Here is a 20869-nt window from a genome sequence, read left to right as displayed (position 1 = left end):
AATATTCCCTCGTAATCGTCAATTGGCCGACAGCTAAGTTATAAGTAAGTGATGACTCACATCCAGAAAATAATGTAAAAAAAGCCGCAGACACTGAGTGCGTGCGGCTTATCTCAAGCGATTAAGCTAACTGACTAAATTCTGACAAAAATATTGCGGCGATACATCCAATATAAAACCAGCCACTGCACCGCAAGTAAGCTGATAACCGCAGCTAACGCTTGAGCGCTTTCAGGCAAGACCATCACTAAGCCGCCAAATACGCTTTGGGCGATATATTTCCAATCCACTAAACTCGAGGCTAGGTAAATAATGATGGCGTTGGTGCCTATCACCACGAAGAAAAATGCGGTTTTTTGCCACTTAAGCACATCGACTAGTGCATAGAATACCGCCAGCAGGAGCATGCTCCAGCCCGACGTCACCAGCACAAATGAACTGGTCCACAGCTCTTTATTGACCGGAATAACGCCATCCAACAGCCAACCTAAGGCTAAGCAAGCACCACCCGCTGCAGCGAGTAATCCCACTTTGGCCCACTCACCTTTAGGATGGGATTTAACAATAAAGTGCCCGACAAACACACCCGCTAACGCATTGACTATGGCGGGGATGGTCGACAATAAACCTTCAGGATCGGGCGTGCGCCCCAGATAGCTTATGCCGGGTAGTAAAATCGAATCGACATAGGCATTGATGGATTCCGTTGGCGAGAGCACGCCCGCCTGTCCACCGGGGAAAGGCAACCAAAGTTGCATTGCGCCATAACCGAGCAAAATGCCCAAGGCGGCAATAACTTGCGTTCGTAGACTCGTATGCCACACCAGTAATGCGGCAAAGAACCATGCAAAGGCGATTCGACCTAACACACTGGCATAGCGAATTTTTTCAGGATCGGCAGGCGCGCCCGTACCCCAACCGTGATTATATAAAATGCCCAGTAGCAGCAATAAAAAGAGTCGTTTAATCCCATGCCGATACACAGGTAATCGATCCTTCATCGGTAATTTATCTAAACGTTTGGGAGATAAACCTAAGGCCACACCAGAGAGGAAAATAAACAGCGGAAAAATCAAATCGTAGAAGTGAAAACCATGCCATTGGCTATGGTGCATTTGTTCATCGCCCCATTGCCAACCTGCCCAGCCAGTTAAAATAAGCAAGCCACCAAATAGGGCCTCGCCGCCAAAAATCCAAAACATATCGAAGCCGCGCAGTGCATCCAGAGACATCAACCTGGGTTTATTCACCTTTGCTGGCATAATTGCGTTTGTCTGTGTAGTCCCCATGCCATCATCCTTTATTATTGTTATTAAAAGCTTTTATAAAAGTTGAGCAAAACTAATACTGTTTAAAATGAGTGCTGTACAATAAAAAAACTTAGCCCCTGTCATCAAAATACGACAAGGGCCAATTGTTACACATCACCTAAACTGCGAAAGCGATTTAAGGGTGTGCCCCTATTGCCTGGCCCGCATAAATCGGCCCTGAATAGACTGCCCGTCCCGCAATGTAATTTGCCTGCACTTTGTTCTGCGCATCGAGCAAGACAAAGTCAGCCCGATGTCCCAGTGCTAAACGGCCAGCCTTATGGTCAATCCCGAGGAACTGCGCGGGATATAACGCCGCCATTCTCAAGGCTTCCGCCAAAGGTAAACCCAACAAGTTGACGGTATTATTGACCGCAGTCGCCATATCGAGCACACAACCCGCCAGCTCACCTGTCACGGCATTTAATCTGTCGCCGACTCTCAGCACTCGAGTACCAAAAAGCTCAAAGCTAGTCTCATCGTCCATACCGACAGGCGGCATAGCATCTGTGACTAACATCATTTTGCCTCTAGGTTTTACCCGTAGTGCGACCTTTGCCGCCGCGGGATGCACATGGTGACCATCGACAATCAAACCACACCAAGCGGTTTCACTCTCAATCGCCGCGCCAACCATGCCTGGCTCACGGGAACCGAGTGGTGACATCGCATTATAAAGATGGGTAAAGCCCGTCGCGCCTGCCGCTAATGCCGCAACCACAGTATCGTAGTCAGCATTAGAATGACCCAAACACACCTTAACGCCCGAGGCGACAAGCGTGCGGATCACCTCTGGTGACACATTCTCAGGCGCAAGCGTGACCACTTTAATCCCCAGATCTTGACGACAAAATACGGCGAGTTCAGCCTCTGTGATTTCGCGAATAAAGCCCTGTGGATGCACACCTTTTTTAGGCACAGATAAATGTGGCCCTTCAAAATGCACCCCTAAAACGCCAGCGCTACCTTTGACTAAAGCCTCGGCTACGGCATCAGCCGCATTGGCCATCACGCTGACATCATCGGTGATAAGTGTGGGTAAAAATCCTGTTGTGCCAAAACGCGCATGGGCACGGCCGATAGTCTCAATGCAATTAACACTCGGATCGGCATTGAATAACGCCCCGCCGCCGCCGTTCACTTGTACATCGATAAAACCCGGCACCAGCGTTCCGGCTTGGCGGATTTCCTTCGCGCCAACAACCGTATCAAACGCCAGAATGTGCCCGTCTTCAACAGTCACAGGCACATCTTGATGGAAATATTCACCATCAAAAATACGCTCAGCGATCAAGGTGATTTTCATCGCAAACCTCTTTCAATAAATAACGCGGTTAGCTTAAGGCTTAAATTAGGTTAACCACATGGGCTTAGCTGCAGATGTTTAATCGTGCAGCCTACCTAGACCTCTTACACTTTGCCGCTTAAAGCTAGGCAACTTAGAGCGTTTGGGTCACTTTTTTAAGGCCAGCAGGTTGATCGGGATCGATACCGCGGGCAATCGCAACCGCAGCCACATCGATATAGAAACGTTGTAATAACGCTAACGGCGCCACACGTGGGTGAATGTCAGTCGAGGTTTGATTCAGATGCACTAAATCGGCGCCGCGTTGGCTCACGTTTTCAATCTGTTCGATATGGCTAGCGTAGGATTCATCGCCAATGCACACATCAACAATAGTGAGTTTTTTCTCAACTAAGGTCACAGGACCGTGGAGGAACTCGGCGCTACTGAATGCTTCAGCATGGATTGAACACACTTCTTTTAACTTAAGCGCGATTTCCTTAGATACCGCATAACCTAAACCACGGCCAAGTACGACCAAGTTCTTCACGTCGGCAACGGATTCTGGCGTGAGTTGTGGCTCAGCGTCCACCGCCGTTTGCAGCGCTTGGGGTAAAGAAGCGACCGCGCTAGCAAGCGATTCGCTTTGAGTCCAAGCGGCGGCGAGTTGTAAAATCGCCGACAAGGTCGCGAGGTAACTCTTAGTCGCGGCAACGGCTTTTTCTTCACCTGCACGTAAAGGCACAACGACATCGACAATATCTTTAATCGGTGCACTTTCATCATTCACTAAGGCAACACAGAAAGCACCGGCATTTTTTGCCATACGCGCCTGCGCCAAAATATCAGGGCTACGGCCAGATTGTGAAATCACAATCACTAATGCGCCTTCGAGTTTCAAGGTCTTACCATACACACTCGCCACTGAAGGTGCGGCGGCGAAGGTCGGTACACCCGCTTCAATTTCAAATAAGTATTTAGCGAACACTCCCGCATGATCCGATGAACCACGACCAACGATCATTACAAAACGGGGCTCGAAGGCGCGCAGTTTCTCACCTAACTGCTGCATGATTTCAGCGTTAGCTTCTAACTGGCCAGCGATTTTTTGCGGTGCAGTGCGAGCTTCTTGCTCCATAATAGTGTTTGTCATGTCTTTTACCTTCACGTTCAAATACAGGATTTGGCTTCAGTGCCTATTTGCACTGACAACGACTTATTAAATTCTTGTTGGGCGAAATACATAGCACCGAGTTCGGGTGGGGCTAAGGTTTCTGAAATTTTGGCGACCACATCGGCACAGAGCCAAGCTTGTAAAGGCTCTGCAAGGCCACCGATCATCGAAAAACGCACCGGATTTAGGCTAAATAGCTTACGCGCCATGTCGCTAATATAATCTGCGCCTTCTTGTACGATAGCAGTCGCTACCGCGTCACCTTCATTGGCACAATCGAGTACGCTTCTGGCTAATGCGGCGTAGCAACTTGATGATTTACCGGCTAGATTTTCGACAATGCCGAGCGCATCGGTGACGCCAAACTCATCCAGCAGCATATCGGTTAATCGGGTCGGTACGGCAAAACCATCGAGCGCTAACAACACGTGTTCGGCGGCTTTCAAGCCCAGCCAAGCACCGCTGCCCTTATCACCTAGTGCAAAACCATGGCCACCAATACTTAAACTGGCATCGCCCACATGGGCATAACCGCAGGAGCCTGTACCCGTGATAATCACAGCACCATCGGCCCCGCGGTGGGCACCGATACAAGCGGTATGCAGATCTGTAGTGACATACATGGCCGCAAAAGGATGCTGCCAGTTAATAACATCTTGATATAACCTAGGGACATTTACGCCAGCAAGACCGAGACCCGCCACCAGCAAGTGGCTCTCGCTCTCATTCATGCCCGCATCCAGCAACGCCAGGCCAGTCGATGCTTGAATAGATTCAAATGTTTGCGCAAGACCATGCAGTGGATTTGCGCGTCCAGCAACACCTGTCCCTAAAACGGTACCGTCTGCGCAGTAGATGGTGGCCCGGCACTTACTGCCGCCGCCATCGATACCTATAAACAGCTGTTGATCTTTTGTCTGGACTAACCCCATGACACCCCTCTTCACCTATCAATGCAGCGCTACCGTTGCTTATTATTTGCCGTTAATACAGCGCTCAACTTTAGTTAACTCAATGTTACAGCAAGAATGACAGCGTTGTCATTTACTTTTTAAAGCAATTTTTCATCAAAAATAAAATTGAGGAAATCACTGACACAGAAAAACAAAAAAGCTGTATTTTATCTTTAAAATACAGCCAGATATAAAAATGATTTAGTTAACGATTAAACTTCGGCCTTTACGAATACCATCGGCCGCAATGGCGCGGATCTCAATCGGTGCAGTAACCGCCAATCCCGCTTGATAAGCTTGCCATTGCCCATTGAGGCTTCGGTATTCGAGTTTAAGCCCGGGATAGGCAATATTGGCAAACAGTTTTCCGTCACGGATCTCGGCGCCGACCGTCGGTACGCGATAATCAATCCCCGCTTTATCTAGCTTGATAAACTCTTTGTGGCCCAAGGTATTCGAAAGTTGTTGCCACTCCTTTGCCTGTGCATCACGCATGGCTAAGGTAAAAGCCCCAGAGCTTTGGTTATACACAGCGCCTTGATATTGATAAGGCACTTCCCACGTGGCTTGATGCCAAGCACGCTCAGCCAGCATCAACAAACGCGGAAACACCATGTATTCAATCGTATCGTCACTGCGAATCGACTCACTCCAAATCTGCCCTTGCAAGCCAGTAAAAGGTTTGCCTTTCTCCCTTGGACCCGAGACTTTTTTACCCGCCTCATCAAGTTTTATTCTGTCATCCGCTTCGAATGGCTGATTTTCAATATCGGTCCATTGCTCGGCGTTAGCGGCTAAATTATCAGGCATAAAGCTAAAGACTTTATGGCTGTTGGTCGCACGACTCGCCCAGTAATAACCATGCTCCTTAGGGTCGGCCTCATAGGGGAAATCAAAGTACAGCACCTCAGGATTAGAGAGCACGGTTTCCCAACCAAGATTCGCCTGCTGATTGGCGCGCGAATGACCTTTGTGGGCAATCACATCCCAAATATTAGACTGCACCTTAGCGGGCATATTCTCAGGGCGAACATGGCTCATACCATCGCTCCATCCTGCTGCTTCAATGCCTTTTGCCGCTAACATAGTCGAAATTCGTTCAATAAAATAAGCGCCTAAGTCATCTATCGACTTAACGCCTTTATCGTTATTGGCGACAAATGCTAAACACTGCGGAGATTGTTTCCAAGCTCCCGCCGTTTCATCGGCACCAATGTGGTAACGCGTCAATGGTTGACCCGCGGCTTGGTGTAACATGGCAATTTCATCAATCACTTTATCGACAAAGTGATAAGTCGATTCCATGCATACGTTAAGCGTGTTGTCGTCGTAATATTGCACTGAAGAATAAACTGTTTTGTCGTTTGCATCGGATAACAAATATTGCTCAGCTGCAGTGGCTTTCCCTTCAGCTTGTAATTGACGAGCGCCCGCATCTAACGCTTTTACCGCTGTGCTAGCTTGATTTGCCGTTTTCTGCACAGGAACAACCTGCACTTTGCCCGTGTTTTTAAGCTCTACGTCTTCAGCCTGTAATCGACGAAAACGCGCATCCATCGCTTTAATCGCGGCGCGGCTATGACCCGGCATATCCATCGACGGGATCACCTGAATTTGACGCGCCTCGGCATATTTCACTATGTCGATATAGTCTTGTTTAGTATAGAAACCATTAACGCTCGACTCCGCAAAAGGACCACTGCCCAGTTGCGGTAACAGACAGGTATTTTCAGCAAGATCATGACAACGTTTACTACCGATGTCGGTCAGCTCAGGTAGCCCGTCGATTTCTAAACGCCAACCTTCATCATCAGCCATGTGTAAATGCAGTTTATTGAGCTTATAAGCCGCCATTTGGTCGAGCAAATCCAGCAACAATTGTTTGCTGTGGAAATTACGAGCCACATCAATGTGCATGCCACGGAACGGATAGCGTGGGCTGTCTTCGATGGTCATGGCATTCATTTTCAGCGAATTCACATCCACAAGGCTTGCTAATGATGACAAACCGTAAGAGAAGCCCGCCGCATCATTGGCAGCGATCACAATTTCAGTTGGCTGAATATCTAAGCGATAACTGCCCTCATCCCCTTTTTGGCTGGCAAATTTCAGCGTAATGCCACTCGCAGATTCAGCCACACCCAGACGAGCTAAACGTGCCACCGCTACCGCAACTTGACTCTTTTGCTCTGGGTTATCTTGCTGATATTCGAGCTTAATACCACCAGCAAGAGATACTGGTGTATCGGTTGAATGGATCTTCACCTTTTGTGGCGTTGGGATAATGGTATCCACAGCCAAGGCGGCATCTTCACTCACGCTTTGATTGGCTTTAAATAATTGCGCGGCATCGGCTGGCGCGAGTTTATCCGTTTCAGTGCGTTGATATTGGGTTTTAACATTCGTAAACCCTTCAACATACGGACGCGTCTCTAAACCCGTTTCGGCATCTTTACCCACTTGAGTGCTGGCGATAATGACAGGTTCTAATCCTTTTGCTGCGAGGTAATAGTTTGGCATAGCATCGGTTTCAGCCAATTGCCACGGCTCACCACGGAATGTCAGTTGCTTTTTCTCGCCCTTAACAAATCCCTTAAAAGCAGCCGTTGGCGTAATACGATGTAAATCGCCTTTAACGTGCGTTATCGTTAATTCACCGCTTTCAACCGATTGCACCGGGCGCATTTGGCTTAAATAAATTTCCCAATCTTGGCTGGCTAAATCCATACCAGGCACGAAATCAATTTGAGCGACAAAACAGCGACCATCGGCTTTATCTTTTAGGCACTTATCGTCTGGCACATTGGTCACAACACGGTAAGTTACGACTAACGAATCCCCAAGTTGTTGTAACTGAGCTTGAGTTAATGCGTCCTGATCTTGCTGTGTTTGAGCCACAGCCTTACCGGCTGACGCTGTGGAAGGCGTCACTGGCGCCTCGGAACAGGCCGTTAATCCTAAAGCCAGTAAAATGGCGCTTGCTGAGAGTGTTTTTTTCATGATTATCCTTATCTAGCTCCAGAGATGGCTACAATCTGAAGGAAGTTACTAACGTCCGCAGTCTTTCCCCTTGGTGAAACAGTCGCTCGCTCGAGTGCGCTAAGTGCTCGCTATCGAGTGACGCTGAACCTGAGGCATTGGCAAGATCATTTAACGTACGAGAAATCGCTTCGGTGACGCAGGTTTGCTCCTGTGCCGCATGGGAAACTTCGATGTTCATATTACTGATATTTGAGACTAAATCAGTCACTTTAGTGAGTACTAACTTAATTTCTTCCGAGCGGTTCACGCCTTGAGTTGAAAGGGCTTGGCTCGCTTGCATCACAGTGACCGTTTCAGCCACGCGGCTCTGAACCTGCTGGATCATTTTCTGTATTTCACCTGTGGCCTGTTGAGTTCGGCTCGCCAAGGTGCGCACTTCGTCGGCAACAACAGCAAACCCGCGCCCTTGTTCACCCGCCCTTGCCGCTTCAATCGCAGCATTAAGCGCCAGTAAGTTGGTTTGTTCGGCAATACTGTTGATGACTACAACGACTTCATCAATCTTTTGCGTTTCTTGCTGTAACTGTGAAACAGACAGTGCCGAGCGGGCTAATTCAGATGCCAACTTACGGGTAATATCTAATCCCGAATCGAACTGCCGCTGACTGTCATCGACCGCTTTATCGGCCTGACTCGCCGCATCCGCGGTGCGTTTGGCATTAATGGCGACTTCATTGGCACTGGCGCTCAGCTGAGTTACAGCCGTCACTGCCGCCTCGGTTTCTTTTAATTGGGTTTGCACGCGATCATTGTTGGTTTGCGACAATGAACCAAGCGCTTTGGCATCGCCCAGTAATTGCCCTGAGGTTTCGTGCACTCTGGAAATCGTGCCGTGAATTTGCTCAACAAAACCATTAAATGCCTTGGCAAGCTGGCCAATCTCATCCTGACTCTCGACGGGTAATCTGTGGCATAAATCACCGTCACCGCTGGCAATTTCTTCCATAGCACGGACCACATTTTCAAGTGGATTAATCACTAAACGTTTAAGAATAATGAAGATAACAATTAAACTGCCACCGAGAATTAACAACGCCTGCAAGAAATAACCTAAGAGTAAATCTGACAACTGAGCGCGAATAGGCAACATAGAAAACTGAATAGCCAATTGGCCCGTTGGGTTACCTTGATCAGCAAATTGAATTTCACGTTTCACTAGATACTCATCGGCCACTGTTTGAGCCTGTTGACTCTCGGCTAACACTTTACCGCGATGGTCACTCACGACAATATGATAAATTTGCGCAGATTTAAGCATCACAGATAGCACCGCACGGATCTGCTCATAGTCGTAGGTGAAGATGGGCTGCGCCATAGTGACTTGCAAATTGGCGACGGTATTTTCTTCGAACTCAGTTTCACTGGCGGCCAATTTATCGCTCGCCAACCAGTAAGATGCACCGAACAGAACGCTAACAATCATAAAAATCGCTGCCGCTAATCCAATCTGTACTTTTAAGGCTAATGTTTTCATTATTTTGCACCTTGCATACTAAAAAGATCTAACCATAATTCTGTGCGTTCTATTGGTGTTAATGGACTTAAATCAGGTGTATCAAGACGGATAATCACCCGTTGTTCAAACTTAGCCTCACGGTACAGTTGCTCAATTTTAAGCTCGCGATTAAACATCTCATCAAAAGAGCCGTCGCTTACCATACTTTCAAGCCCGGCTAAAATGGCCGCAGCAAGTTCGGGGCGCTTAGGGGAAACAAAGAAATAAGCTGGCGAACGATATTGCAGCAGGATATGGCTATCGACCTTAAGTGCGGGATCGGGGTGATTTTCGAGTTCTTCGCCAATTTCCTGGGCACCGAGGGCAAGATAATCGAAACGCCCGCCTTCTAACATGGGGTATAAATTGGTGTACTGATAGCTAGTGACGACGGGTAATCCATTGACTTCTAAAATCGTTGCATCGGGCCAATAACGATTTTGCCCCGCCTTTAACTGCCTAAAATCCGCCATGGTTTTCACATTAGCAAATCGTGCCTCATCCGATTTACGGATAATCAGCAGCCGATTACCGAGTAAACCTTTAAACAATGGAATGCGCACGGGAAGCACAGTTTCTTCCAATTCTTTTGAGGTCATGCTCCAAAACACGTCGACTGTCCCAGCGAGAGCTTCTTCAACCTTGCGCTTTTGATTCATTTGAGTCGACATTTCTTGCGCTTGATAACCCGAATCCGAGCGCCGCAGTGCTTCATCAAGTAACTTTAGCAACCATTCCTGCTGTATCGCGGTGGTGATTTTTTTTGAAACCTGTGCAGACGATTTAGACACATCAGAATTTGAAGCTAAATGGTTTATAGCTGTGTCGGTAGCAAATACAGCAAAAGAGGAAAATGCCGAAAAAAACGCTAATGCCATTATAAACAGGGGTATGCAAGCCGTTCTTCTTGTCATGATGAGTGCGACATGGCCAATGACACTCGACATGCCAATTGCAATGACACGCATCGCAGCCGTTAAATGAATCGCCATAAATTGCAACCTCTTTTATTATCTGGTTTATACCAGTGAGTTTTATTTATCTATGCCGCTAACGTTCAAGTGCTGAGGTAGGCAGTTGAGTAATACCGTAAAAACATCCTAAAAAAATGGCTGGGCACTGCTTACAGTACCCAGCCCACGCTAGTTTCTGGGGAGAGACTATCAAAATATCAAAGACAAACGTATCGCCGCCCGACAGCAATACTCCTGCCAAACACATGATAAGGAGACCTCATCCTCTCATGCAGACCTTACAAACAACGCGTCACACAAGCAGATGACAGCGTTGTCATTATTAAAGTACACAAGAAAGAACAGGATTTCTACATTTTTTTGACAATTATTGTTATTTTTTATGAATAGACATAATTAATGCAAATTATTCAAATACTTAAAATGTTTATTTTATTTATTCAAGCTTATGTGACAACGCTGTCTTTCATTGATAACATAGCGATAACATGACAAGGATCACGGTAGCTATTGATGAATCCCATTAACACACTTGTGCCCAATAATACCCAGCCTGCTCCGCGCTTAAATCGGTATTACCTAAACCTCAGTTTGGTATTACTACTCTGTGGAGCTTGGTTATTTTGGGCTAACCATTTTCATTCGCTATTTGATCTTATCCAAGAATATGGACGCTTCGTTTTTCTAGGAATCACAGGAGCGATATTTGCAAACTCGACGGGAGCTGGCGGTGGAGTAATCTTTATTCCGGTATTTTCGAGCCTCAACTTTAGTGAGTCTCAAAGTGTTGCGACTTCATTTATGATCCAATGCTTTGGCATGACAGCAGGCGCGATTTCATGGTCACTGCATTATAAAAAGCACCACCGAGAAGATGATGCATGGTCTGGTTTTGTAAAAGCATCATTACTTGCAGCCTTCTTTTCTGTCTTAGGTTTCTGGAGTAGCCAATTACTACAACTCAATTCGCCCTCTTCGCTACACACCAGCTTTAGCATTTTCTCGATAGTGCTTGGTATCGCCATCATTATCAGTAGCAAAAGTAGCACACAAATCACTCGCTCTATAATGCCGGTCGATTTTCTTTGGCTCGCTCTCATTGGCTATTTCGGAGGTATTATCACAGCTTGGTTATCGGTAGGCGTTGGTGAATTAGTCGTCATTTATCTCATGATAAGGGGACTATGCGCCAAAATGGCGGTCGCCACTGGCGTTGTTGTTTCTGCGATTACAGTCTGGTCGGCAAGCCCTATCCATATTTTTTCAACAAATAGCCATGCCCTCTTTGAGCTAGTGTTATTCGCAGGTCCTGGCGCCATTATCGGAGGATTACTTGCTCGTAAATTAGCACTCTTTCTCCCAGTAAAAGTATTAAAACTCTTTTTCTCCATTTGGATCATTTTGACGGGAGTTGTTATGCTATAACATATTTCTTACTGAAAGTTATAAACACAAAAAGTTAAAACAAACAATATAAATAATAAAAAACCAACCCAGAAAATAGTATTTAATTATTAGTTTAAATACTACTCACTCAAATAATACACTAGAATAAATCTTGATTAAGTTGCTATTTATTTAATGGTGGAAAGCCAACTTCAATAACTAAGCATGTACGTGGTAAGTGACTCTTGTGTACCGTTGTTCCATGTAAAAATCTTGCGTCATGGCACACAAGTCGTCCTGTTTTTGATTTGACAAGATATTGTTTCTCAGCAGGATATTCATAACAATGATGCCCTCGCATAATGTTGTTATCTCTATCATTAATAAAAACCAAATCGGCACTTTCATCTGGCACATCTGTATAATATATTGCGACTAGATGAGGAATCGTCCAGTCATTATTAGCATGTCTATGGGCAATTGCATCACAATTATACTCCATCCTATTCGCCCAAGTTCGGTGATACTTAAGCTTCTTTACATCACGAGTATTATGGAGCCCCAATAAAATAGCGGATTCAAATATACGTCTCAGAATCCAATCCCCTAAAGGGTTAGTTTTGAAGTTTAATAATTGTGGAATTGGATGGGTTTTATAAAGATGTGCAGTTGATAATGCCCGTCCTCCTTTCGCATCAGGAACGTTCCCTTCATTGATCACATCAAGAAGTGAAAACAGAAATTCAAGTGTATTGTATGTTTCGCTTTTACCATCAAAACTATCATATTCATCGAAATCAAACACACAAATAGCTTGTTCAAATACAGGAACTAACATTTAACATCCTCATTACTATCGACTTACTACTTAAGCGTCTTACTTTCAACAGCGCGCATTAATCCTTCCAACCATTCTCTATGATTTAAGAGTAACGTTCCAGCTCGCCCTACTAAGAGGTCATTATCAGAGAAAAGTGTCTCACAATGTTGGATTTCTTGCTGAGATAAAACTGAATGATTCGTTTTAAATTTCATTCCATATAGAACATACAAAAAATTCTTATTATCAAATAAATCAAAACGACTAAAAAAGTCAGACTGATGCGGAGGACGTAATTTGAATCTAGCTAAGCGCTGTTTTAACTCAAATGAAATAGTATCCTCTTTTTGATTCTCTAACCAAAATGATGAATCTTTCCGGTCAGAAATACAATAGTGCAACTTAATGAAGTCAACAACACGCTCCCAAACATACGTAATAACACTATTATAATATGAAGTCGAGACGTTAATATCTTCTATAGTTCGAGGAAAATGACGAGCTAACAGTTCAGCAGAAAAATCGGAAACTAATATAGATGTCGCCTCAAGAGGCTCAACAAAGCCTTGGGCCAGTCCTAAAGCAACACAGTTTTTATGCCAGAACTCCTTCCTATAACCAATCTCCATCGGAATTTTCCGCGGCTTGAATTGAGCTTTATCGACTTGTAAGTAATCGGCATATAACGTTAAAGCCTCCTCATCACTCATGTGCCGACTTGAGTAAACAAAGCCAGTTCCGCGACGCGTAGTGAGTGGAATATCCCATATCCAACCAGCCTTATGGGCAGTTGCAGTTGTATAGGGATTGATATTTTCTTTATCATTCAGAGGCACTTGCTGCACCAAAACAGTATCCGTCAGTAACTCGCTTGATTTACTTTCAAAAGGAACTTTCAGTGCTTTATCAATTAGGATTGAAGAAAAACCACTACAATCCACATAAAAATCAAAAGCTAACGATGAATTATCAGCAGTGATTAAATGTGAAATCAGTCCAGCTTGATCCTGTTCAACTCCTACAATGGTGGCAAATTGATGCTTAACATTAAACTTTTTTTGTGCGTTCTTTGCCAATAACCCAGCAAACTTTAATGCATTAAAATGATAGGCGTAAGATAAGGCCCCATCATAGTCTCCCGAGCCTTTAAGCTTAGGGGATAAACCTAAGTCACAAATCCTTGCCTGAATGCCAACATCATCAAATGGACGTTGACTCGCGTGAGAAACCCAGTAACTTGAGACATCAATACCTGCAGGGTAAGGGGCATCGAAAGCATGATAGTAATGGTTGTCTCCATGCTCGTTTTTATCGAGCCAATTAACAAACTTGATCCCTTGCTTAAAAGTCGCATCGCAAGTCAGCAATAGCTCTGCTTCGGAAATGCCAAACCGCTTCAATCCCTTCGCTAGATATGGAACACTTCCTTCACCTACACCGATTGTTGGCACATCTAACGACTCAATCAAAGTAATCTCTATTTCAGGATCATGGCACAACTCTGCCCCAAGGTGATTTGCAGCTAACCATCCAGCTGTTCCGCCCCCTATAACTGCAATGCGTTTGATTTTCATAGTGTTTATTAACCTATAAAAAAGCCCAGTCAAGACTGGGCTTTTGAGTTAAAACAAAGTGTTAGAAAACAAAGCTAGCACCTAGTTTATATGTAGTTTCGCCTTTAAATGACCAAGCAGGGAAATCATCTTGAAGCGCAGGCTTAACTTCAGTACCTACGCCAGCAGCACCATATTGAACGTCATCTTCAGCTGTTAAATTAACAATTTCAAGACGTAATGCAATAGCTTCTGTTACATTCCATCCTAAAGTCACATCGAGTGTACCAAAGGCATCATGCATACGGTTGCCGTAATACTTACCATATTCACGAACCATGTATTCAGAACGCCAGTTATAAGCGGCACGTGCTGAGAAATCATCATTCTCCCAGTAGCCGACTAAGTTAGCACTATGCTTTGATGACTCAGTAAACATACCTATGTTGTCAGTATAAACTTCTGAAGGTGCACTACCATCAGCATATGTATAGTTCGCATTAACACCGAAACCGTTATCAAATGCATGGTTTAGCTGCAGTTCAATACCATCGATCTCACCACCACCAGCATTTTCATATGTATTAACGGTCCAACTATCAGCTGGCACCTCTAAATCTTTATTTATGATACCAATTGATTGATTAAACTCTGACGAAGCGACAATAAAATTACTTATGTCTTTTATAAAGTATGTAGCAGAAACAAGATTGCCATCACCATAGTAATATTCAAGACTCAAATCAGCCTGTGAGGACTTCATCGGTTTTAGGCCTGGAGTTCCTTTCGTTAAGGCTTCATTCCCTTTACGATCATCAGGGAATCCAGTTAAAGTTGCTAGGAACAAATTATCGTAGTTAGGACGAGTGATCGCTTGTCCTGCGGACATACGTAAGATCAAATCCTGCGCTAAATCGAATAAAATGTTAAAGCTCGGTAAGACATCACTATAGCTGTCTTTAACGCTATGAAGCTCTTCACTCCAACCTTGGTTAACAGCTAAAATATCCGCTGGTGAGTTATCAATAACATGGCCGCTCGAAGTTACATCAGTTTGGATATAACGTAAGCCAAAGTTACCGCGGAAACCTTCACCATCAAACGAGAACATGCCATACATAGATAGGTTATCTTCTTCGATCAAACCATAAGCAGAGCGGCTATAGGCAAATTGATCAACCAGAGACTCTGTGGCATTAATCATAGCGTCTAGGTCAGCTTTAGGAATCGTCCAACCGTCATAACCTAACTTCATTGTGCCACTGTAAAGATCAGAAGTTTTAAATTCATTTGTTTTGGTTGGATCATAGATGGCGCGGTATTCGCTCTTCTCGAACTCATGTTGTGTGTAACGAACACCTGTTTCAAACTTATTGATAACACCTAGGTCAAGGTCAAAATCAACATCTAATTGAAGATAAGTTTCTTCATCAGAGTTAGGTCCTTTAATCCCCGTCCAAGTTGATGTTCCAACAGTTGTATCCAGTTGGTCTTGGGTAAATCCCATATCACGACCATTAATATCTACTTGTTTACCAGTAGCATCAACAGTACCTGCCCACTTAACCTGACCAAACTTATCACCCCACCAACCATAACCAAAGTTAGCACTCATTTGAGTACCGCCTTCAGCTTTTGTCTTTCCTGCAACGCCTGAAATCGCGAAACCATCACCTTTATAGTCAGCGTTCAACTCAAAGGTATCTGACGTCATCTCACCTTTACGCGCCCAGTTTTGGAAGAACACATCTGATGGCGCATTTTCAGGAGTGACACTTAACGTACAAACACCCGCAGCATTAAATTGTTTACATGCCGATGGATTAGTTGTATTACCAGGTCCAGCGGTGCCATCTTTAGGTGCGCCAGCCCAGTTTGTATCGGTTTCAATATACATGTTAGCGCCAATACTATCTGCACCGAGTTTCAGTGATAGTATGTGCGCACCTAATTCTAAATTATCCGTTGGTCGGAATTGTAATGTTGCATCTAGCGCAGTGCGCTCTTGCTGCTGCAAGAAACTAGATGGCTGAACAGAAGAACGTCCACCCCAATCTAAATCCGCTTCAGTACCAGTCCGTAAATACTCACGGTCAATATATGAACCCGCAACTAAAACACCAAATGTCTCATCATCATTTTTCCAGCTATACAAACCAGATAATTCAGGTGCTATATCTTCATTTACAGTTCCATATTCACCCTTTGCAGAAACAAATACAGAATTAGCATCCATATCAAGAGGCTTACGGGTTTTAACGATAACTGTACCACCAATACCACCTTCTACAAGGTTGGCTTGAGTCGACTTATACACCTCCATACCACCAATTAGCTCAGAAGGCAGCATAGAATAGTTAAATGAACGGTCGACGTTCATTTGATCGTACCAACCAGTAGACGCTACGTTCTGGCCATTTAAGGTGGTCAGAGTCATTAAAGGATCTGTACCACGGATAGAAACTGAACTACCTTGCCCAAATGTACGACCCACAGTTACGCCTGGGACACGACCGAGAGCTTGGCCGACATCAGAATCAGGAAATTTACCAATATCTTCCGCAGTAACAGCATCCACTACTGCGTTAGAAAATCGTTTTTCATTGATATTGGCTTTATTTGAAGCGCGAATACCGCGAACTTCAATTTTTTCAATATTTTCAGGTGCTGCGGTGGTTGCCACGGCGTCTGCAGCAACAGCGCTGATGGATACAGCACTACCAAGTAGGATAGCAATATTTGTAGCTAGTACGGTTTTCTTAAAGGTTGATGGTCGCATCTCGTTTCCCTTCCATAACTTTATTATCGTTTTAGTATTCATAACCATTCCCTGCGGAATGACAACGCTGTCATGTCTAGTGCAAACATTACACAATAATTAACAGCCTTGCCACAACAAAATAACGATGGAAGCAAAAAAATGTCATAAAGCAGAATTTTGAATCAGTAGTCTTATTAAAAACCATTATAAAACATGAGCTTTAATATTATGACGTAAATTTACAACTCCCAGCATAATTGTAACAATGATAAATTAACGCCAATTTGTAACAATTCAGGATTGCTAAGCACATCAAAAGCTCGCACTATAAGATGTATAAGTCAGAAAAAACTGATAAAAAATGTAAGCTTGTAAATTGCAGGTAAAGAATTTACGTTCATAGATCATAGAACAGTTAACCCCTCGCGACCTTAGACAAAGAGTTTTTACATCAATGAAAGTCACTATCAACGACGTAGCTAAATATGCTGGAGTGTCTATCAAGACTGTATCCCGTGTAACCAATAACGAACCTTCAGTGAAACAGGCCACCGTTGACAAAGTAAACGAGGCGATAAAAGCACTTAACTATCAACCTAATTTAGCGGCAAGAAATCTAGCAGGAACTAAATCCTATGCTATTGGTTTTATTTACGATAATCCAAACGCTTACTATATTATTGATATGCAAAATGGGATCTTGTCAGCCTGTAAAGACAAGGGCTATGAACTTGTCATCCACCCTTGCAATGCCAAATCAGAGACCATATGTGATGAACTTACAGCACTAGTCAAATATTCTAGGCTCGCTGGATTAGTACTGACACCTCCCTTGTCAGAAGATCCTAAAGTACTCAAAGCACTCACTGAAATTGATGCTAACTATGTGCGCATTATTGCGGGAGAAAAGGACAACGATCAGAATGGGTTGACTATTTTAGTCAACGATAAATTCGGTGCAGTTCAAATCACCCAACATCTGATTGATTTAGGCCACAAGCATATCGCTTTTTTAAGCGGAGATTTACACCATGAATCTACCAAAGAGCGATTACTTGGTTTTAAACAGGCATTAACAATAAACAACCTAAAGCTGAATGAAAACTACATAATTGAAGGGAAGTACTCATTTGAGTCCGGTGTTGATGGTGCTAACAAGCTCATCAAACTAAAAAATCGCCCGACGGCGATTGTTGCTTGTAACGATGAAATTGCCGCTGGTGCACTTTTTGCGGCTCGTTTAGCGGGTTTAGACATACCCGTTGATTTATCAATTGTCGGTTTCGAAGATAGCCCATTCTCACGTCAAACCTGGCCTAAACTTACCACAGTACATCAGCCAAACGCAGAAATAGCTCAGGTTGCTACTGAATTATTAATAGCAAAACGTCGCGAGCAAGATGCCATATATTCTAGAACCTTTACTCCTGAACCTATCATTCGTGACTCGTCGGCAATTCCTAAACAATAAAAAAAGAGAGCATATATGCTCTCTTTCTATCTCCTAAATCACATAGAAATCAATGTAATTTGAGCTTCGGACGCTGCCACTTCAATAACTTTTGTGCCACTCGATACACAATTGCCGAAAACCAACCATAAAGGCTGGCTAAATGCCTCTGATACAAAGAGATATACATCAATCTTGCTATATGGCCTTCAACAAAGAAAGTGCCAGAACGTAGGTTCCCCATTAAATTGCCTACCGCAGAGAAGCGGCTTAAAGACACTAATGAGCCGTAATCTTTATAAATAAAGGCCTTTTCAGGCTTACCTTGTAATCGATTAACGATATTATCAAACAAGGTATCAGCCATCTGAGCTGCTGCTTGCGCCCTTGGTGGAACAGGCTGGCCAGAACTTTGGATCAATAGAGCGCAATCGCCAAGGGCGTAGATATCTTGATGACCTTTAACTCGCATACAATCATCAACTTCTACCTGATTTCGCGGAGTAATGGGCAATTTTGCAAAATGCTGAAATGCTTTTGGCCCTTTTACACCGGCAGCCCATACTTTTAAGCCTGCTTTAATCACATCGCCATCTTGGGTAATGAAACCATCACGAGTCACTTCTTTAACTTGAACACCGATATGTAAACGTATACCAATCTGATCAAGAACAGCTTGAGCCCTAGCGCTTACACGCTCTGGTAATTGAGGAAGGATTTTGGGGGACGCTTCAATCAAATGCACATCAAGATGATGCTTAGCGATATTCAGATAGCCGTACTCTTTAACAGATTCAATGACATGATGAAGCTCTGCTGCCAATTCAACCCCTGTCGCACCCGCACCGACAATACCAATGCTGACTCTTTCTTGCGTTTCATTTAATTGGAGTAAAGCGTCGAGTAATTTATGATGAAATAAATTGGCATTTTCAAGGCTGTCTAAGAAAATACAATGCTCATCAGCACCTAATGTATTGAAACTATTAGAAACTCCACCCAATGCAAGCACTAAAAAATCATAATCGATTTGTCGCTGCTCTAAGAGCAACTCGCCTTCATCATTATAGACTGCGGCTAACTGAATCGATTTAGCATCCGGCTCACACTGCTCTATCTCACCACGAATATAGCGATAACCGTTTTTAAGTCCATGATCGCGATAGAGTAAACCTTCAATAGATTGATCTATCACACCTACAGCGACTTCGTGTAATTTAGGCTTCCATATATGAATAGGACTTTTATCAATTAAGCACACATCGACGACATCACTACCGCCCCATTTACGGCCCAACTTCGATGCAAGCGCTAAACCAGCAGCACCACCACCCACGATCACTATTCTTTTTGTAGCCAAAATGACAACCTCATAAAACTCATTTGCGAGGCTAAGTTATACCATGTTACAGATAAGAGATAACTACATTAGTTGAGTAAAACAGGCGATTTTCCATTAAAGATATTTCAGAAACCCAGCAGTACTATTTAGTTTTTCCATATGCTTAGGCAACAAAAAAGGGCCACTAGGCCCTTTAGAATCGTTCGTAAGCAGTTTATACCGCTTCTTCGTTTTCTTCACCCGTTCGAATACGGATAACACGTTCAACATCAGTGACAAAAATTTTACCATCACCAATTTTGCCTGTGCGGGCCGTTTCAACAATGACATCAATTGCTTGGTCGAGCAGATCGTCTTGGATCACTAACTCTATTTTTACTTTTGGCAGAAAATCCACCATATATTCGGCACCACGATACAACTCTGTATGCCCTTTCTGACGACCAAAACCCTTAACCTCCAGTACCGTCATCCCAGTTATACCAATTTCTGCAAGTGATTCGCGCACATCATCTAACTTAAATGGCTTAATAATGGCTTCAACTTTTTTCATTAAAAATTCCTCATCCCTTGCAATAACATAAACAAACAGAATAACACTAGCTTACACGGGGTTACGTCAATATTGAAGTGAATGTAGTGCTTTACTCATAAAACACAGTTTCTATAAAATCGCTTTTAGCACATAAAAGTCTAAAAAAAGTACTATGAATATTGCCTCAGATTTTATACTTACATTCTAACCAGCACTAACTCGCTCGCGGGATGCAAGCGTAAAATAACAAGGATCTGTTATGAACTTCCATCGAAAAGGCTTTAGCCTGATAGAACTTATCACTACGATATCGATTTCAACAATCTTGTTAACAGTTGGAGCTCCTTCCTTGACCGAGCTCAGCGATCAGATAAGAGCTGATACTAATATTAAAACTATCCAGCAGACACTTCAATTTGCGCGAAATACAGCTGTTAGTTATGGTTATAGGGTCACAGTATGCCCACTCGTAAATGGAAAATGCACTCAAGATTGGCAAAAGGGATTAACAATTTTCATTGATACAGGTGTAGTCGAAAGCTTCGATGCTAACGATAAAATTATTAAGGTCATTGATGAATTCGATTCGAAAGATTTTTTAACATACAATAAAAGTTCGATAAAATTTCAACCTGATGGGTTAGCTTCTGGAAGTAATGGTACTTTCAAGTATTGCCCACGAACAATTGATAGCAAAAACTCCCGTGCAATCGTTGTTAATCAGGCGGGTAGAGTTCGCCTTTCTACCGCAAAAAATATCAATTGCGATTAAATTTAAATATATACTCC

At 43.7% G+C, this 20869-nt stretch carries 15 protein-coding genes; 3 read left to right on the top strand and 12 right to left on the bottom strand.

Annotated features, from left to right (window positions below; all coding sequences use genetic code 11):
* Positions 1 to 134: 134 nt before the first annotated feature.
* From nagX to KFE26_RS06415, 7 genes are all read right to left on the bottom strand, one after another.
* Positions 135 to 1289: a transmembrane glucosamine N-acetyltransferase NagX gene (gene nagX / locus KFE26_RS06445; protein WP_212599946.1), complete on the bottom strand. Its 1155-nt coding sequence runs from the start codon at positions 1287 to 1289 to the stop codon at positions 135 to 137.
* A gap of 157 nt (positions 1290 to 1446) precedes the next feature.
* Positions 1447 to 2616: an N-acetylglucosamine-6-phosphate deacetylase gene (gene nagA / locus KFE26_RS06440; RefSeq protein WP_212599945.1), complete on the bottom strand. Its 1170-nt coding sequence runs from the start codon at positions 2614 to 2616 to the stop codon at positions 1447 to 1449.
* A 133-nt stretch (positions 2617 to 2749) separates the two neighbouring features.
* A complete protein-coding gene (nagB-II, locus tag KFE26_RS06435; protein WP_212599944.1) occupies positions 2750 to 3748 on the bottom strand; it encodes a glucosamine-6-phosphate deaminase NagB-II in 999 nt (332 codons plus the stop codon).
* Between the two features lie 17 nt (positions 3749 to 3765).
* Complete coding sequence (nagK, locus tag KFE26_RS06430; protein WP_212599943.1) at positions 3766 to 4701, bottom strand: N-acetylglucosamine kinase; 936 nt, start codon at positions 4699 to 4701, stop codon at positions 3766 to 3768.
* Between the two features lie 222 nt (positions 4702 to 4923).
* Entirely contained in the window at positions 4924 to 7722 is a 2799-nt protein-coding gene (locus KFE26_RS06425) for a family 20 glycosylhydrolase (protein ID WP_212599942.1), read from the bottom strand.
* A gap of 28 nt (positions 7723 to 7750) precedes the next feature.
* On the bottom strand, positions 7751 to 9238 hold the full coding sequence (locus tag KFE26_RS06420; protein ID WP_212599941.1) for a methyl-accepting chemotaxis protein: 1488 nt from the start codon (positions 9236 to 9238) through the stop codon (positions 7751 to 7753).
* Positions 9238 to 10251 (bottom strand): ABC transporter substrate-binding protein, encoded by a 1014-nt coding sequence (locus tag KFE26_RS06415; RefSeq protein WP_212599940.1) that lies wholly within the window; start codon positions 10249 to 10251, stop codon positions 9238 to 9240. Before KFE26_RS06415 ends, KFE26_RS06420 begins: the two co-directional genes overlap by 1 nt.
* 495 nt (positions 10252 to 10746) lie before the next feature.
* Here KFE26_RS06415 and KFE26_RS06410 point away from each other — a divergent pair, with 495 nt between their 5' ends.
* On the top strand, positions 10747 to 11658 hold the full coding sequence (locus KFE26_RS06410; protein WP_212599939.1) for a sulfite exporter TauE/SafE family protein: 912 nt from the start codon (positions 10747 to 10749) through the stop codon (positions 11656 to 11658).
* A gap of 145 nt (positions 11659 to 11803) precedes the next feature.
* On the opposite strand, the gene KFE26_RS06405 is transcribed toward KFE26_RS06410, so the two are convergent.
* The 3 genes from KFE26_RS06405 to KFE26_RS06395 form a co-directional block, all read right to left on the bottom strand.
* Positions 11804 to 12457: a putative 2OG-Fe(II) oxygenase gene (locus KFE26_RS06405; RefSeq protein ID WP_212599938.1), complete on the bottom strand. Its 654-nt coding sequence runs from the start codon at positions 12455 to 12457 to the stop codon at positions 11804 to 11806.
* 26 nt (positions 12458 to 12483) lie between these two features.
* Entirely contained in the window at positions 12484 to 14013 is a 1530-nt protein-coding gene (locus KFE26_RS06400) for a tryptophan halogenase family protein (RefSeq protein ID WP_212599937.1), read from the bottom strand.
* A gap of 61 nt (positions 14014 to 14074) precedes the next feature.
* Positions 14075 to 16771: a TonB-dependent receptor gene (locus KFE26_RS06395; protein ID WP_212600012.1), complete on the bottom strand. Its 2697-nt coding sequence runs from the start codon at positions 16769 to 16771 to the stop codon at positions 14075 to 14077.
* A 436-nt stretch (positions 16772 to 17207) separates the two neighbouring features.
* Here KFE26_RS06395 and KFE26_RS06390 point away from each other — a divergent pair, with 436 nt between their 5' ends.
* Positions 17208 to 18224, top strand: coding sequence for a LacI family DNA-binding transcriptional regulator (locus tag KFE26_RS06390; RefSeq protein WP_131525952.1), 1017 nt, complete (start codon positions 17208 to 17210; stop codon positions 18222 to 18224).
* Positions 18225 to 18273: 49 nt separating this feature from the next.
* Here KFE26_RS06390 and KFE26_RS06385 read toward each other — a convergent pair whose 3' ends face one another.
* Positions 18274 to 19563 (bottom strand): NAD(P)/FAD-dependent oxidoreductase, encoded by a 1290-nt coding sequence (locus tag KFE26_RS06385; protein WP_028760910.1) that lies wholly within the window; start codon positions 19561 to 19563, stop codon positions 18274 to 18276.
* Between the two features lie 196 nt (positions 19564 to 19759).
* Positions 19760 to 20098 carry a nitrogen regulatory protein P-II gene (gene glnB, locus KFE26_RS06380; protein ID WP_028760911.1) on the bottom strand — a complete coding sequence of 113 codons (339 nt, stop codon included), beginning with the start codon at positions 20096 to 20098 and terminating at the stop codon, positions 19760 to 19762.
* 241 nt (positions 20099 to 20339) lie between these two features.
* Here glnB and KFE26_RS06375 point away from each other — a divergent pair, with 241 nt between their 5' ends.
* Complete coding sequence (locus KFE26_RS06375) at positions 20340 to 20852, top strand: GspH/FimT family pseudopilin (RefSeq protein ID WP_105249932.1); 513 nt, start codon at positions 20340 to 20342, stop codon at positions 20850 to 20852.
* The last annotated feature ends 17 nt before the right edge of the window (positions 20853 to 20869 follow it).

Source organism: Shewanella sp. M16 (genome assembly GCF_018224605.1).
Classification (GTDB): Bacteria; Pseudomonadota; Gammaproteobacteria; order Enterobacterales; family Shewanellaceae; genus Shewanella; species Shewanella oncorhynchi.
This window is presented reverse-complemented; position numbering and strand designations above follow the sequence as displayed.